The 14,623-nt window shown below is 67.2% G+C and carries 17 protein-coding genes; 10 read left to right on the top strand and 7 right to left on the bottom strand.

All coding sequences use genetic code 11. The annotated features are described in order from the left end of the window. Positions 1-56: 56 nt before the first annotated feature. Both AB0H50_RS27870 and clpS read right to left on the bottom strand, forming a co-directional pair. The gene (locus AB0H50_RS27870; protein WP_357458108.1) at positions 57-626 is read right to left on the bottom strand and encodes a DUF2017 domain-containing protein; all 570 of its coding nucleotides are present in this window, start codon (positions 624-626) and stop codon (positions 57-59) included. Positions 627-671: 45 nt separating this feature from the next. Further along, positions 672-992, bottom strand: a complete 321-nt coding sequence (clpS, locus tag AB0H50_RS27865; RefSeq protein WP_357458106.1) for an ATP-dependent Clp protease adapter ClpS — start codon at positions 990-992, stop codon at positions 672-674. Positions 993-1,132: 140 nt separating this feature from the next. Between clpS and AB0H50_RS27860 the strand changes: the two genes are divergently transcribed. The 5 genes from AB0H50_RS27860 (at position 1,133) to AB0H50_RS27840 (ending at position 7,148) form a co-directional block, all read left to right on the top strand. Beyond that, positions 1,133-2,386, top strand: coding sequence for a nicotinate phosphoribosyltransferase (locus AB0H50_RS27860; RefSeq protein WP_357458351.1), 1,254 nt, complete (start codon positions 1,133-1,135; stop codon positions 2,384-2,386). Positions 2,387-2,726: 340 nt separating this feature from the next. Continuing rightward, positions 2,727-3,296, top strand: a complete 570-nt coding sequence (locus AB0H50_RS27855) for a nicotinamidase (protein ID WP_357458104.1) — start codon at positions 2,727-2,729, stop codon at positions 3,294-3,296. 158 nt (positions 3,297-3,454) lie between these two features. Continuing rightward, complete coding sequence (locus tag AB0H50_RS27850) at positions 3,455-4,000, top strand: hypothetical protein (protein WP_357458102.1); 546 nt, start codon at positions 3,455-3,457, stop codon at positions 3,998-4,000. Between the two features lie 32 nt (positions 4,001-4,032). Beyond that, positions 4,033-6,081 (top strand): ATP-dependent DNA helicase, encoded by a 2,049-nt coding sequence (locus AB0H50_RS27845; RefSeq protein ID WP_357458100.1) that lies wholly within the window; start codon positions 4,033-4,035, stop codon positions 6,079-6,081. Positions 6,082-6,440: 359 nt separating this feature from the next. Beyond that, positions 6,441-7,148 carry a hypothetical protein gene (locus AB0H50_RS27840; protein ID WP_357458097.1) on the top strand — a complete coding sequence of 236 codons (708 nt, stop codon included), beginning with the start codon at positions 6,441-6,443 and terminating at the stop codon, positions 7,146-7,148. A 69-nt stretch (positions 7,149-7,217) separates the two neighbouring features. Here the strand turns inward: AB0H50_RS27840 and AB0H50_RS27835 are convergent, their stop codons facing one another. The 4 genes from AB0H50_RS27835 to AB0H50_RS27820 form a co-directional block, all read right to left on the bottom strand. Continuing rightward, entirely contained in the window at positions 7,218-7,985 is a 768-nt protein-coding gene (locus tag AB0H50_RS27835; RefSeq protein WP_357458094.1) for an ESX secretion-associated protein EspG, read from the bottom strand. Continuing rightward, complete coding sequence (locus AB0H50_RS27830) at positions 7,982-9,325, bottom strand: hypothetical protein (protein WP_357458092.1); 1,344 nt, start codon at positions 9,323-9,325, stop codon at positions 7,982-7,984. The genes AB0H50_RS27835 and AB0H50_RS27830 overlap by 4 nt, the downstream gene beginning before the upstream one ends. A gap of 9 nt (positions 9,326-9,334) precedes the next feature. Next, complete coding sequence (locus AB0H50_RS27825; protein ID WP_357458089.1) at positions 9,335-9,760, bottom strand: hypothetical protein; 426 nt, start codon at positions 9,758-9,760, stop codon at positions 9,335-9,337. A gap of 79 nt (positions 9,761-9,839) precedes the next feature. Then, a complete protein-coding gene (locus AB0H50_RS27820; RefSeq protein ID WP_357458086.1) occupies positions 9,840-10,415 on the bottom strand; it encodes a DUF3558 domain-containing protein in 576 nt (191 codons plus the stop codon). A 297-nt stretch (positions 10,416-10,712) separates the two neighbouring features. Here AB0H50_RS27820 and AB0H50_RS27815 point away from each other — a divergent pair, with 297 nt between their 5' ends. From AB0H50_RS27815 to AB0H50_RS27795, 5 genes are all read left to right on the top strand, one after another. After that, complete coding sequence (locus AB0H50_RS27815; protein WP_357458083.1) at positions 10,713-10,925, top strand: hypothetical protein; 213 nt, start codon at positions 10,713-10,715, stop codon at positions 10,923-10,925. A gap of 128 nt (positions 10,926-11,053) precedes the next feature. Further along, a complete protein-coding gene (locus AB0H50_RS27810; RefSeq protein WP_357458080.1) occupies positions 11,054-11,647 on the top strand; it encodes a YbaB/EbfC family nucleoid-associated protein in 594 nt (197 codons plus the stop codon). A gap of 2 nt (positions 11,648-11,649) precedes the next feature. Then, positions 11,650-11,991 carry a type VII secretion target gene (locus tag AB0H50_RS27805; protein WP_357458078.1) on the top strand — a complete coding sequence of 114 codons (342 nt, stop codon included), beginning with the start codon at positions 11,650-11,652 and terminating at the stop codon, positions 11,989-11,991. A 3-nt stretch (positions 11,992-11,994) separates the two neighbouring features. Continuing rightward, positions 11,995-12,879, top strand: coding sequence for a hypothetical protein (locus tag AB0H50_RS27800; protein ID WP_357458075.1), 885 nt, complete (start codon positions 11,995-11,997; stop codon positions 12,877-12,879). Positions 12,880-13,002: 123 nt separating this feature from the next. Then, on the top strand, positions 13,003-13,491 hold the full coding sequence (locus tag AB0H50_RS27795) for a hypothetical protein (protein WP_357458073.1): 489 nt from the start codon (positions 13,003-13,005) through the stop codon (positions 13,489-13,491). Positions 13,492-13,889: 398 nt separating this feature from the next. Here AB0H50_RS27795 and AB0H50_RS27790 read toward each other — a convergent pair whose 3' ends face one another. Further along, entirely contained in the window at positions 13,890-14,528 is a 639-nt protein-coding gene (locus tag AB0H50_RS27790) for an SUMF1/EgtB/PvdO family nonheme iron enzyme (protein ID WP_357458348.1), read from the bottom strand. Positions 14,529-14,623: the final 95 nt, after the last annotated feature.

Genomic DNA, 14,623 nt, shown 5'->3' with positions numbered 1-14,623 from the left:
GTTACGCGACGACCATTCTCGCCCGGGTTCGGCGCCGGGCGGCAACGCCGCTTCGGTCAGGGCGCGAGCGCTTGCAGCAGCGTGTCCTGCATCCAGGTCAGCCAGTGGTAGACGTCCAGGTGCGGACCGCGCGGATCTTCGGGATCGAGATGGTCGGGCGTGTCGGCGTCGATCTCCAGCACGGTGCCCAGCGCAAGGCGGACATCGGTGAGCGCGGCGAGCCACGCGTCGGCCTGTTCCGGCGTCAGCACGATCTTGCCGCCGTCCGGCGGGACGGTGTCGAGCACCACCGAGCCCGCGGCGAGCTTGCTGTCGATGATCTCCGGCTCGTGCAGCCCGCGCAGGGCGCTGTTCAAGCCCGCGCGCTCAGCGTCGGGGGAACCTGGCTCGGCCCGATGGAAGTCCGGCAGCAGCCGCAGCAGCCGCGGGTCGTCCGGCGGGGTGGTGTTGCCGGTGCGCAGGCCGGTGAGCGCGGCGAGCTCGTCCTCTGGCGCGGACCGCGAGCGCTCGGTGAGCAGCCCGGACACCGCGCCGACAAGAGAGCGCAGGACTCCGGCCTCTCTCGCGTCCATCTCGGACCGCAATTTGAGGCCGCTCAGCGAGTTCTTCCGGCTCCACTTACGCACGGAGCCTGCTCCATTCACGCACGAGCGCCAGGGTAGTCGTACCGATCAGTCGTCCCGTTGCATGGTCGCCCACAGGCCCGCGGCGTGCAGCCTGCGGACGTCGTGCTCCATCTTGTCGCGCGAGCCGGACGACACCACGGCCTTTCCTTCGTTGTGCACCTGCAACATCAATTCGGTCGCCTTGGCTTTGGTGTAGCCGAAAAGCTTCTGAAAGATGTATGTCACGTAGTGCATGAGATTGACCGGGTCATCCCACACCACAGTTACCCACGGACGGTCCTCCGCCTCCAGGATCTCGGTGTACTCGACCGCTTCCGGGGTCGCCTGTGCCGCCGACAGTGTCGTTCTCGTTTCGCACAAGCTCATAACGTCCAGGGTACGACTCGCCTCTCGAGATACAACACCCGTGCACGGCCGCCCCGCGAGTCCCGCTGGCTACAGTGGCCGATGTGGACCACGACGGGGTCGCCAGCACCGCGCTGCTGACCGACCAGTACGAACTGACCATGCTCGCGGCCGCGCTCGCCGACGGCTCCGCGTATCGCTCGTGCACCTTCGAGGTGTTCGCCAGGCGGTTGCCGCATGGTCGTCGCTACGGTGTCGTCGCCGGAACGGGCCGGTTGCCCGACGCCTTGGCGAACTTCCGTTTCGGTGCGCAGGAGCTGGCGATCGTCGCCGAATTCCTGGACGACCGCACGCTGGACTGGCTGCGCGATTACCGCTTCACCGGCGAGATCGACGGCTACGCCGAGGGAGAGCTGTACTTCCCTGGCTCCCCGATCCTTTCGGTCCGTGGCAGCTTCGCCGAGTGTGTCTTGCTGGAGACGCTGATCCTGTCGATCCTCAATCACGACAGCGCGATCGCCTCGGCCGCGGCCCGCATGGTGAGCGCCGCCGCGGGCCGCCGGATGATCGAGATGGGCTCGCGGCGCGCGCACGAACTGTCCGCGCCCTCGGCATCGCGGGCCGCCTACCTCGCGGGTTTCGACGCCACCTCGAACCTGGAGGCGGTGCGCACCTACGGCGTGCCGGGCGCAGGCACCAGCGCGCATGCGTTCACACTGCTGCACAGCGGCGCCGACGGCGCGCACGAGGCCGCGGCCTTCCGCAGCCAGGTCGAGACGCTCGGCGTCGGCACCACACTGCTGGTCGACACCTTCGACATCACCCGTGGCGTGGCCACCGCGATCGAGGTCGCGGGCACGGAACTCGGCGGCGTGCGCATCGATTCCGGCGATCTCGGGGTGCTGGCCCGGCAGGTGCGCGTGCAACTCGACGAACTCGGCGCGACGAAGACCCGCATCGTGGTCTCCGGCGACCTGGACGAATACTCGATCGCCGCGCTGCACGGCGACCCCGTCGACGTGTACGGCGTCGGCACCGCACTGGTCACCGGGTCCGGGGCGCCGACGGCGGGCATGGTCTACAAGCTGGTGGAGGTGGACGGGCTGCCGGTCGCCAAGCGCAGCAGCCACAAGGAATCTCGCGGCGGCGCGAAGAAGGCGGTACGCCTTGCGCGCGACACCGGCACCGTCGTCGAGGAGATCGTCTATCTTTCGGCTGGCCCCGAGCCCGAGAGCGGCGGCTTCCAACCCCGCCTGCTTTCGGTCCCGCTGATGCGCGACGGCAAAGCGGTGGCCGGGCTTCCGACCTTGGCCGAGAGCCGGGCGCTGGTGGCGCGCGGGTTGGTCAGCCTGCCGTGGGAAGGCCTGAAACTCTCCGACGGCGATCCCGCCATCCCGACGACGTTCCTGAGCTGATCGACGTCATTGCTCGGATTTCCGGCACCGGAGCGTCGCCCGATACCTGTGAAAGCGACGAGCGCCAGAACAACGAGCAGCGCGATCACCCCGACCGCTACCCCGCTGATCACCACCGAGAACCACTCGGCGCCCACGGGCCACTCGCCGTCAAATGCGCGCAGCGCCAGCGAGAACCCGGTGAAGCCCGCCGCTGACCCCAGAGCCACCCCGGCTGCCAGCTTGGCCAAAGGACTCATACCAACCTCCATGTCGAACCGATCCGCCAGAGAAGAGGGCGGCATGGAGTAATCACCGGCGGGGGTAGTCTTCGTTTACATCACCCGGAAGGTGTCATGAAATGAAGCGGGCGTTGATCATCGTCGACGTGCAGAACGATTTCTGCGAAGGCGGTTCGCTCGCGGTCGACGGGGGCGCCGCGGTCGCAAGTCGTATCAGCGAGCACGTGACCGCCGGTAGCTATGCCGCGGTCGTCGCCACCCGCGACTACCACATCGATCCCGGCGCGCACTTCTCCACCGAACCGGACTACGTGGACAGCTGGCCACCGCACTGCCGCGTCGGCACCCCCGGCGCCGACTTCCACCCGAACCTGGACACCGCGCCGATCCACGAGATCTTCTCCAAGGGCGAATACAGTGCCGCCTATTCGGGTTTCGAGGGCGCGGCCGCCGACGGCACCGAACTCGCCGAGTGGCTGCGCGAGCGCGACATCGACATGGTCGACGTCGTCGGCATCGCGACCGATCACTGCGTGCGCGCCACCGCGCTGGACGCCAGGGCGGCCGGATTCGAGACACGCGTGCTGCTCGGCCTGACCGCGGGTGTGGCGCAGGCGACCACCGAGAAGGCGCTCGAGCAACTCCGCGCCGCCGGCGTAGAACTCGCCGGGAAGTTGCCCGCGCGCTAGACGCTCGCCCTGGCATCGCACACCGCTCGACCGACCGCCTCCGGCGCCCGGCCACGGCGCGGCTGTCGACGACTTCGATCCGGCACGCGCTCCTCGAGCCGCGTCGGCACCCAGCCTGCCGACGGACTCGGCAGGCTGTCCCCGCTAGGGTCCAGCCCGTGGACTACCGATTCCCGGCGAGCGCTCGCGCCGCCGTCGCCCGCGCACTGGCGGACGCCGCCGACATCGAACGCGCGGCGGACATCGTCTTCTGGTCCAATCCGGCGACCGAGGAGCTGCGCGGCGACCGCTTCCGCCGACGGACCGCGCTGCCGCGCGCGTTCGCCAACCTCATGGTCCTCGCCTCGCTGGACGAGCAACTCCGCGCGGGCGGCTTCGAAAACTTCCTCGCGCGACGGGCCGACGAACTCCCCTGGCTGCCCGGCGCGCTGCGAGCCGCGGGAATGCCAGGCCTGGCCGCCGCGGTGGTGGTCGCCGGATACGAGGCGCTGGCGGAATCGCACGACGACGCCGATTTGGATCGGCTCTGGGACGACGAGTACGCCGTGCTCGACAACCCCGACCGGATCAGGCAGCCGCCGGACGGCACACGGAAGAACCGCGCTGACGCACTCTACGACGCCAACGAGCCCGCGGACTTCCAGCGGCGCGTGCTCGAGTACGCGCGCGCCAACCTCGACGACTTCGTCCGGCCCGACCGGTGAACCGTGTCGGTGGCGCGCAGTAGGCTGCACGCGTGCCCGAACTGCCCCCAGTCTCCGACCTTTTGGCCACCGCCGTGCACGCGTTGGGCGGTAAGGAGCGCTCCGGGCAGGTGACGATGGCGTCGGCCGTCGACCACGCGATCGACACCAAGGAGCACCTGGCCGTCCAGGCCGGCACCGGCACCGGCAAGTCGCTGGCCTACCTGGTGCCGAGCCTGCGGCACGCGGTGCGCACCGGGCGCACGGTGGTGGTGTCGACCGCGACGATCGCGCTCCAGCGTCAGCTGGTCGACCGCGACCTGCCCCGCCTGGCCGATGCGCTGGCCAAGCCACTCGGTCGCCCGGCTCGTTTCGCGATCCTCAAGGGCCGCAACAACTACCTGTGCCTCAACAAGATCAACAGCGCGATACCCGACGAGCCCGCCGAGGCCGAACTGTTCGACGCGTTCGCGATCTCCCGCCTCGGTCGCGAGGTGCAGCGCCTGAACGACTGGGCCTCCAACACCGAGACCGGCGACCGCGACGAGCTCGCGCCCGGCGTCACCGATCGCGCCTGGCGTCAGGTCAGCGTGTCCTCGCGGGAGTGCCTCGGCAAATCGCGCTGCCCGTTCGGGCAGGACTGCTACGCCGAGCGCGCCCGCGCCGAGTCGGCCCAGGCCGACGTGGTGGTGACCAACCACGCCCTGCTCGCCATCGACGCCATCAGCGGCATCCAGGTGCTACCCGAACACGACGTCGTGGTGATCGACGAAGCGCACGAACTGGTCGACCGGGTCACCGGCGTTGCCACCGCCGAACTGGCGCCGTCCGCGATCAGCGCCGCCGCCCGCCGCTGCGCCAAACTCGTCGACGAGCGCGAGGTCGACCGGCTGGAGGGCGCGGCGGAGGCCTGGCATCAGATCCTCGATGAGCTGCCGCCCGCACGCTGGGACGTCATGCCCGACGGTGTCGCCCAGGCGCTGGCCCTGGTGCGCGACGCCGCATGGAACGCGAGGACCGAACTCGCACCACCTGGCAGCGGCAACCCGCAGGGTGATCCGGACACCGCGGCCGCTCGCACGCTGGCGTTGGCCGCGATCGACGAAATACACGACAGCGCCGTCCGCGCGCTCACCGCGTTCGACGAACCCGATCCGGCGTCCCGGCGCGACGTCATCTGGCTGGCGGCCGAGGACGCGCGCGGTGGCGTGCCGCGCAAGACGCTGCGCATGGCGCCGCTCTCGGTCGGCGGACTGCTGCGCTCGCGGCTGTTCGGCACCGCCACCGTGGTGCTCACCTCGGCCACCCTGCAGATCGGCGGATCCTTCGACGGGCTCGCGGTCACCTGGGGTCTGCCCGCGCAGTCCGCGAACCGCCCCGACACCGGAACCGCCAACGGCGCGCAGGCGCCCTCGGACACCGAGACCGTGCGCTGGAGCTCGCTCGACGTCGGCTCCCCCTTCGACCACGCCAAGTCGGGCATCCTCTACGTCGCCAAACATCTGCCGCCGCCGGGCCGCGACGGTCTGCCGCCCGCCTACCTCGACGAGATCGAGCGCCTGATCGATGCCGCGGGCGGACGAACCCTCGGCCTGTTCTCTTCGATGCGCGCCGCCCGCGCCGCCACCGACGCGCTGCGCGACCGGTTGAACACGCCGGTGCTGTGCCAGGGCGAGGACTCGACGGGCGCGCTGGTGCGCAAATTCGCCGACGATCCGGAGACCTCGCTGTTCGGCACCCTGTCGCTGTGGCAGGGCGTCGACGTCCCCGGCCCGTCGCTGAGTCTGGTGATCCTGGACCGTATTCCGTTCCCCCGCCCGGACGACCCGCTGCTCGCGGCGCGGCAACGGGCGGTCGAATCCCGCGGCGGCAACGGCTTTCTCACCGTCGCGGCCAATCACGCGGCGCTGCTGCTCGCCCAGGGCACCGGCAGGCTGCTGCGCAGCGTGGACGATCGCGGCGTCGTCGCCATCCTCGACTCCAGGTTGGCGACCGCACGCTACGGGGGTTACCTGCGTGCCACCCTCCCGCCGTATTGGGAGACCGCCGACCCTGAGGTGGTCGTGAAGGCGCTGAAACGGCTCACCGCGAGTCCCGCCTGATCGCGCACGTCGCGACCAAGCGGGACCTCGACGGTCCGAAACAGATTTCGCTGATCGTTGCTATCCGCCTCTATTCGCCGTGATGCTCGTGTCTTCCGTCGATCGACGGCTGAGGCCGATCGCGAATCCCGGTTCACCGCAAGGCTCCACACCGAACTGTGATACCCCTCACAAATGAGCATCATCGATTCCGGTTGGAAGTAAATTGGGCCGTGGTACTTCGGTGAACCCCAATTCCCGCACCGAATGTATCGGCGATCCCCGCGCCAAGCCCTGCACGCGGCGCGGGGAGATCGCCAAGATTCCTGCACGGCGCAAATTCGGTGTCGCGTTATCGCAGCGTATGAGACGGTTTTCCGATGAAGCCCCCCACCGAAACCGGCGCCCTCGGTGAATTCCTGATCAGCGCAAGATCTTTGGCCGAGTACCGCGTCATTTTCGAACTCGACGACACGGACCTCCGCGGCCGCCGCATACTCGACTGCCCCGGCGGGGCGGCGAGTTTTGCCGCCGAAGCCGCCGAGCTCGGCGCTCAGGTCACCGCCGCCGACCCCATCTACGCCAGGCCCGCCGCCGAACTGCGCGAGCTCGCCCGCACCGAGACCGAACGCGGAAGCGCCTACGCCGGAGCGCATCACGACCGCTACCACTGGGACTTCTACGGCGACCCGGACCGCCTCCATGGCGTCCGACTGGCCGCCGCCACCCGCTTCGGCGCCGACCTCACCGCCCACCCCGACCGCTACGTCGCCGCCCAGCTACCGGCACTCCCCTTCCCGGACAACAACTTCGACCTCGCGCTCAGCTCCCACCTGCTGTTCACCTACGCCGACCGCCTCGACGCCGACTTCCACCTCGCCGCCCTGCTCGAACTCTCCCGCGTCACCCACGGCGAGACCCGCCTCTACCCCCTGATAGACCACACCGGCCGCGCACAGGACGACCTCGTCGCCCACCTCCGAAAGAAGCTCCACGACAAGGGCATTCCCACCGTCCTCCGCCCCACGCGATACGTATTCCAGCACGGGGCGACCAGCATGCTGGTTCTCCACCCGAACCAGAATTGACCACCGCCGATAGAGGCGGCGCGAAACCGCCTCGTGCCATGGAAATTTCGAGAAGACGGTCGGCTGGTGTCACCAGCGACGGGTAACCGGGCGATATGTCGACTCGATCAGGGTGGCGAGCTGACGCTCGATCTCCTCGGACCCACCTGGCGTGATGGTGAAATCCTCACTCCCCTGGTGGTAGAGCAGATACCTGCCGTCGGCGGGAAGATAATCCAGCCAATGGAATCCCCGCCCATCGTTCGTCGGCCTGCTGTCGTAAGCCGCGCCCCGGTAGGCGGTGATCTCGCCGAGACCGGACCGGGGACGCCGCAGAATGCGGTTCAACTCCTCGGTGTGCGACAACCGCGTCGGGTGCTGCGCGTAGCCGGTCCGGCCCAAATCGGAGCGACGTCCCCGGATCGGCGCGTGTCGTCCCTCAGCGCATCTCGGCAGGTGGGCCGCGATAAGCCGAGCGGCGGCTCGCGCGGGACAGCGCCAGAGCAGCACGTCGCGGCCGTACTGCTGCGCCGGCCCCGGCAGCTGGACCGCGACTGTCGCGGTCTCGCCGTCCATCCCCGCGTGGATACGAACGACCTGGGCGAAATCGCGCCCGAAGAATCCGTGCACCTCAACGCGGACTTGCGGCTCGAGCAGCACCTGTAATGCGCCGTGCAGGCGGTGGTCGGCGATCCGGCCGAGTCGCTGTCCCGCTTCGGCGCGCGCACGCAGGTAATCGTCGTGCGCGTCGACGCCCTCCACCGTGTAGCGCAACGGATAGGGCAACCGGTCACGACCGAACGCCTCCAGCGCCAGCTGGAACATGAAACCGTCCAGGCGCCAATGGGGTTCGTTCATCCGCCGATCACTCCGCCCGGCGGCAGCGCGGGCGGCTGCGTCCCGAGCAATTCGTCGCCATGGTCATAGATCAAATAGTCAGGCGTCTTGTGCTCATCGTCGTCGTCACCCTTACCGCGAGCAGCCGGCGCACCCATGCCGGGCATGCCCGCCCTGCCGGTGCCCGCCGGACGACTGTTGGCCAACCCGCCCGACGGCCCCGACTGCCCCGGCACATTCCCGCCAGGCACCGACCGACCGGGCGATGGAATCGTCGGCACGCCCGGCCCGGGCGCCCCTGGGCCCGGCCCCGAGGGCGTCGGCAGACCCGTATTCGGCAGCTTGGTGTCGGGAACCGTCGCGGCGGGAGTGGTGGACTGCGGCGTCGTCGGAGTTTGCGTGCTCGCCGGATTCGTCTGGTCGGTGTCCTCGGGGTCGGAGCCGGGCGTATCCGGAGCCTCACCGCCGGGATCGGTGCCGGGGATCTCCGATATGGGTGATCCGGGGATCGGAATGTCGCTGCCCGGGTTCGGTCCGCCGCCCGGGCCCGGCCCGGGACCGGGACCGGGCGTATCACCCGGCTTCTTGCTGTCGTCGATCGTGCTCTTCGGCTCAGGCAGGATCGGCGTGTATGGATCCACTTCGTCCACGACACCGGGTTGATACACCCGATCCATGAAGTCGCGGACCCGGTTCTCGGCTTCGTCGGCGCGGTACTGGGCGCTCTTGAAAACCCCGTTGCCGGGAATGTGACCGATGACTTGATCGATCAACGACAGGCTGTGCGGCTCGTCGACGGTCTGCTGCGCCTGGGTCAGATATCCCTCGGTGAGATCCAGTCCGCGAGCGACCATGTTGAACGTGACGATCAGCTTCTTCATCTCGTCCGCGTAGGACTTGGTGGATTCGACCACCGCGTTGGCGGTTTTGCCCTCCATGAAGTCGTCGATGTCGCGTTGCACGCCGGTAGAGAAGTCGCTGACAAGGCGTTCGGCTTCGCGGACCATGTCGCGCCAACCATTGGCGGCCTCGTTGATCTCAACCTGCTTGACATCCTTCAAGTGGTTGTAGATCCACTCGTGAGACTGCGACAGGAATGATTCTTTCTTGTCTCCCACGACGACTCGGTCCGCGTATCGGCCGTCGTACTGCGACTGCAGGTCCGACCACGTCTTGTTGACGATCTGCCGGTCGGTATCCCACTGATTCTGCGCTTTCGACTGCTGATCGTTGAAGTTCTCTTCTTGAGTCTGGGCTTCGGAACGCGCGTGGAAGAAGTTGTACACGTGACGCGGAACCGCGATCACTGGTACGCCGTAGCTGGCGACGTTGGCCAGCCACTCGTGCGGAGGAGTCCCCATTACGCCTGCTCACACATCCGTGTTGTTGAACTGATTGGCATAGGCCTGGTCGGCGTCCGCGAGCGTTCGAATCGACAACGCGTAGGTGTCGCGCATCAGTGTCAGAAGATCGAGGTGCTTCTTCAACTGGTTAACGGCGGAGTCGGCGTCGGTGATCGCCTTGTTCTCGAACTTCGTTTTCAGCGCCTGAGCCGAGGGTAGTGTGCCGAAGCCACCCAAACGGCCAAGGTCCTGAGCTCTCCGCAGCACCTCTTTTTGAAGCCCATCGAGCATCGTTTGCGCGCGACCTCGCAGCGCCTCACCGATCTGCGGATCCATCCTGAACTCTCCGGACTCCGCCTTCTGCTTGTAGCTGCGCCACTGTGCCAGCGCCGCGTCAACCGAACTCGAATTCTGCTGAACCGGCGGCACATCTGCCTGGCTGTCATCCGACATTAGCCAGACCCCCCTCTCTTCCGAATTGCTGTCGTGCACGAGTCGCGCTGGGCAACCCCGTACCGCGCCCTCCGCACCGTCACTTGGGTAGATGCTGCTCGAAGTAGTTCATGTGCCTTACCGCAAGTCCGCATGGCGGTGATTCGGGCATTGAACCGCGCTCACTGTAGAGCCAACTCACGCCGACCTCGAACATCCCTTGTTCTGCGGGAATGCTTACATAACAGGTCAGCTGATCAGGATCGCCTTTGGATGTGGACACCAGACCAGCTCGCGCTCCCACAGTGACATCTCGGATCACACGGCTACGATCGTTGGCGCGGCGCTCCGCAACCGTCCGACGGGTCGAGAAAACGCTCACGCCATAGGGTCCTTCGGTGGAGTCCCAGTTGCAGATCTTCCACCACGCCTCATCGTTGGACTCGCTGTCCACGCTCACCCGCTTGGTCGCCGGATCCAACTTATCCCCCCGCAACACATCATCCGACAGATCCGTACACGGATTGAACAGCGGAATCGACTCGTTGTGGGAGACAGGACTACTCCCCTCCTCCGTCGCATTCCCACCGACCGTCGACGAGCACCCCGTCAGCACAGCCGCTATCGCGACCCCACCGACCGCCAAGCGCACCGCGAACCGCTCCGACATCCTCATGGCTCGCATACCCCTCCTGACATCCAGCGCCGACAAGCCCGCACACGATAGGACGCAGACGAATCCCCCTCGGTTCCCACTCGGGCAGGCCCAGCTTATCCGAACGCGACCAAGCGCCCAACAGCTCAGGCGAGCAGCGCTTCTCGGCATCACTGCCACTGATCATGGTGTGCCGGGCTCTTTGTCGAGCGGAGGACGATAGCGCGGGCCTTGTTCGATCGCCGCACGGAAGCGGGGTGAGCTTGGACGAAGGCGAACCTTTCGTCATAGATGGGGCGGCTGTGCGCGAGAATCGCGATGGGCAGCAACGGATCCGGCATCGGCCACGGATCGATGGGCGGTGACGCCTCCTACTCGTTCGTCGGCGTCGTGGTCCGGGCGGCCACGTTCGGCCAGGCTGTGACCGCACACGTGCACGGTGTCGCCGACGCGCAGCGTGGCGGGGAAACGAGAGTGGGCGGTGTGACCGGAATTCGATGGAACCGATCGGATCGTCGTTACGTCGAATGAAGTAGTAACCCGCACTCCGAAACCTTCGGAGCGGGATTTGCGCGGGACGGCCCCAGACGACATGGTGTGCGGCGGTGATCGCCATGTGTAGGACGACAGTCGTCGAGGCTGAGATGAGGGGAGTGCTCATGGTCGGATTCACCGTGGAAGATATGGAGCGCTACGCGGCGGATATGGAACGCCGAGCCAAACGGTTCGAGGAGTTGCAGGGGCGGATGGCGGCGGTCACCGCTACGGGGTCGAGCCCGAGCGGCCGGGTCACGGTCACGGTCGACAACAATGGCGTTCCCTCCGCGATCACGCTGTCGGCCGGCGCGCGCGGCGCGGATCCGTCGACGCTGGCCGCCGAGATCATGTCCACCATGCGCAGTGCGCAGGCGCGTTTGCGCACGGTGGTGTCCGATACCGTGCGCAATTCCGTCGGCGACGACCCGGTCGGCGCCGCGATCATCCAGAATTTCACGGAACGCTTCCCCGAGAGGGAAGCGGCCGACCAGGTCACCCCGCCGCCACCTGTCCAGCCGCCGACGCCGCCCGCGCCGCCGGCTCCCAATCCGGTGCCGCCGCCGGTGCCGCCCGCGTCCGGTCATGCTCCGGGTTGGCCGGGCGAACCGCCCGCGCCACAACCGCGTTCGCGCAAGCCCAACCGCGAGCAAATCGTCACCCCGGATGAACCGGACGACGATGACGACTACTTCAACAAGAAGTCCTGGCTGGTGTAGGCATGGGCGGCGAAGCACTGTCGGTAGATCCCGACGAGGTCCGCAACCACGCGGAGAATCTGAAGTCCGTGATCCAGGACTTGGACCTGGCCTTGGAGGCTGCCTCCTATCTGAGTAACGCCGACGACGGGTACGGGAAGATACCGCGCCCGGTCGTGAGCTGGCTGCTCGACGACAACTTCGACGGCACCGTCTCCGCTATTCGAAAAGTCGCCGAGAGCGTCGCGGAGCTGCCGGACAAACTCAAAACGGTGGCCACCACATTCGAAGACAAAGACGCTGGTTTCGGTAAGGCTTTGAGTGACTTGCGCGAGACCATCGGCGAATCCGGGGGAACGAAGTAGACCATGGCGCACAACGACGCGGAAGCGCCCGACAACGAACTACTGAAGAACGACGAGGGCGATCTCGCGGTCGACCATCGAAACAATTACTACCAGGAGGATGTTTCCTGGCTGCACGAAGTTGGTTTCGCGAGCAACGACGACGGCGTACCGGGGGTCATCGATGGCACCGTTGCCGGTGATGCCTGGAAAGTCTTCGCCGACCTCGGCAAGGGTGATTTGCTGTCGGCGATCACCGGCGGCATCGCCACGGGCGCCACCGTCGCCGACGCCCCCGGAGATCCCTTCGCCTTCGTGGCCGAGCAGATCGTCGATTGGATGCTCACGCACGTCGAGCCGCTCCGGATGTGGCTCGACGAGCTGGCCGGATCCCCCGAAATGGTCCAGGCCTACGCGGATTCGTGGACGAAGATCGCCGAGAAGATGGTCGAAACGGCGAAGAGCTGGGAGACGGGCCTGACTAAGGACATCTCCACCTGGACCGGCGACGCCGGCGAGGCGTACAAAGCCACCGCGAACGCCCTGATCGGCAAAATCTCGGCCGCCGGCGGTGTCTCCGCCTCCATGGGCAAGATCATGGAGATCGTGCAGAAGGTCATCGATGCTTTCCGCACGCTGGTCCAGGACGTGCTGGCAAGTCTGGCCGGCGCCCTGATCGGCTGGACGCTCGAGCTGATTGTCACCGCTGGTGCCGCCATCGTGCATGTGGCCCCTGCCGCTGCCATGCGGATCGCCCGCGACACGGTGAAGGTTTCCATGCTGCTCGTCAAAATGCTTGAGGCACTGAAGGATCTGGGCCCATACAAAGAAGCCCTCGCGGCGGTCATCACCGGGATCGCGGAAGACCAAGCGAAGGAACAGCAGCAGCCGCAACCGCAACCCGCCTAGCCGGAGTCGAACCGCTGGTCGGTGCATAGGAGGAAGATCGCTGTGCGTAAACAGTATTCGGATGAGTCGCGGCCGGATCACACGGCAGATGGCCTACCGGGTGGTACGTGGAACAGGTGGCGGATGTTGCCTACCGCACCGCCGGACCCGCTCGAGGCCTATCGTCCGGAGCCGGGCCCGACGGGCATCCGCGTCGATGCCCAGTACTATCGGCCGTGGCTGCTGGGGTTCGCCTACGGCACGACCGGTCCGCGAATCCTGGTGAACGGCAACGAAATACCGGATACCAGCTGGGGTGAGACGCACATCCCCGCCCAGCCAGGTCGCTATACGGTGGAGGTCCGCACTCGCCGGCCCGCGGCATGGGTGCGGTGGACCTTCAACAAGGTCTGGTGGGAGGACATGGGACAGGCGGTGGCCGAGGTGCCGGTGCATCCCGGCGCGCAGACGCCGGTCTACTACCGGTCGCCTGGTCTCCAGTACTACCAGGGTGTGATCGGCGCGGAGCCGAAACGCTGGCCCGCGCTCAACTGGATGCGTTTCAGCTGGGTGATCGTGGCGTTGTTCGCGGCAATGATCGTCGCGGGTGTCGTGGTGTACCTCGGAAGGTGATGCCGGGCGGCCAGGAGGTATGGACCAGCCACCGGTTCTCACGAGAGCGGCGCTTCGCGCCACCATTTCCGCACACCGTCCAGGTCGAGGTGGAGGGAACCTTCCATGCTGTGGGTGTACATCAGCATGGTTTCGCGGTCGGGGTGGCCGTTGAAGGAAGTGACGATACGGGTGTAGGTGAAGCCGCGGCCGGTGCGATCGAGGGTGTAGTTGGTGTAGGTCGAGGCGCCGTTGAAGTCGTCGGATCGCTTGTGGGCGGGAAGTTTTGCGATGACCGCGCGGGCTTCGTCGGCGTTGCGATAACGGGAGGCGTAGGTGAGGGTGGCGGTGAAGGTGCCGGTCCGGGTCAGGTGGACCGCGTTGTCGCGGAGGCGGGCGATGCCGAAGCCGGTTTCGATTCACCCCGAACGCGCGACCCGGAATCCGACATCGTCGATCCGAAATGTCGGGTGACTCCGCCGCCGCACCGACGCACGGCAACTCCAGTGCTGATCGGACCATCCCCCGCCACGCAGCACGCGGTATTCCCCGTACACCTCGGCGTCGTAGACGTCCCAGCACCAATCCCAGGTGTTGCCGAGCATGTCGTACAGCCCCCAGGCATTGGGCGCCTTCCCGCCGACCTCGTGCGCGTGCCCGTCGGAATTGTCGCGATACCAGGCGATCTCGTCGAGCTCACCGTAGCGCGGACCTGAAGTGCCCGCGCGGCAGGCGAATTCCCACTCCGCTTCGGTGGGCAAGCGATAACCCTGCGCGGACACATTCCATTCCACGGCGGCCCCGTCCACGCGATAGGCGAGCGCGAGCCCCTCGCGTTCCGAGAGCGCGTTGCAGAAGCCGACCGCATCGGTCCACGAAACGCCTTCCACCGGAAGCCGATCCCCCCGAACGGAGCTCGGCCGCAGGCCGGTCACCGCCGCGTACTGCGCCTGCGTGACGGCGACCGCGCCGATCCGGTACGGCGCGAGCTCGACCGACCAGCTCCGCTCGGTGCGCCGGTCCGACAACGTCACCCGGCCCGCCGCGACGGCCACCAACTCGATACCCACGCTCACGAACGCACGATCCTAGTGGGTGCGAGTCCGTGGACGACCGCGGCCGCAGGCGGAGCTACGCCCGGCGCGGCCGGACG

The organism is Nocardia sp. NPDC050793, assembly GCF_040654065.1.
In the GTDB taxonomy this organism is placed as follows: Bacteria; Actinomycetota; Actinomycetes; order Mycobacteriales; family Mycobacteriaceae; genus Nocardia.
This window is presented reverse-complemented; position numbering and strand designations above follow the sequence as displayed.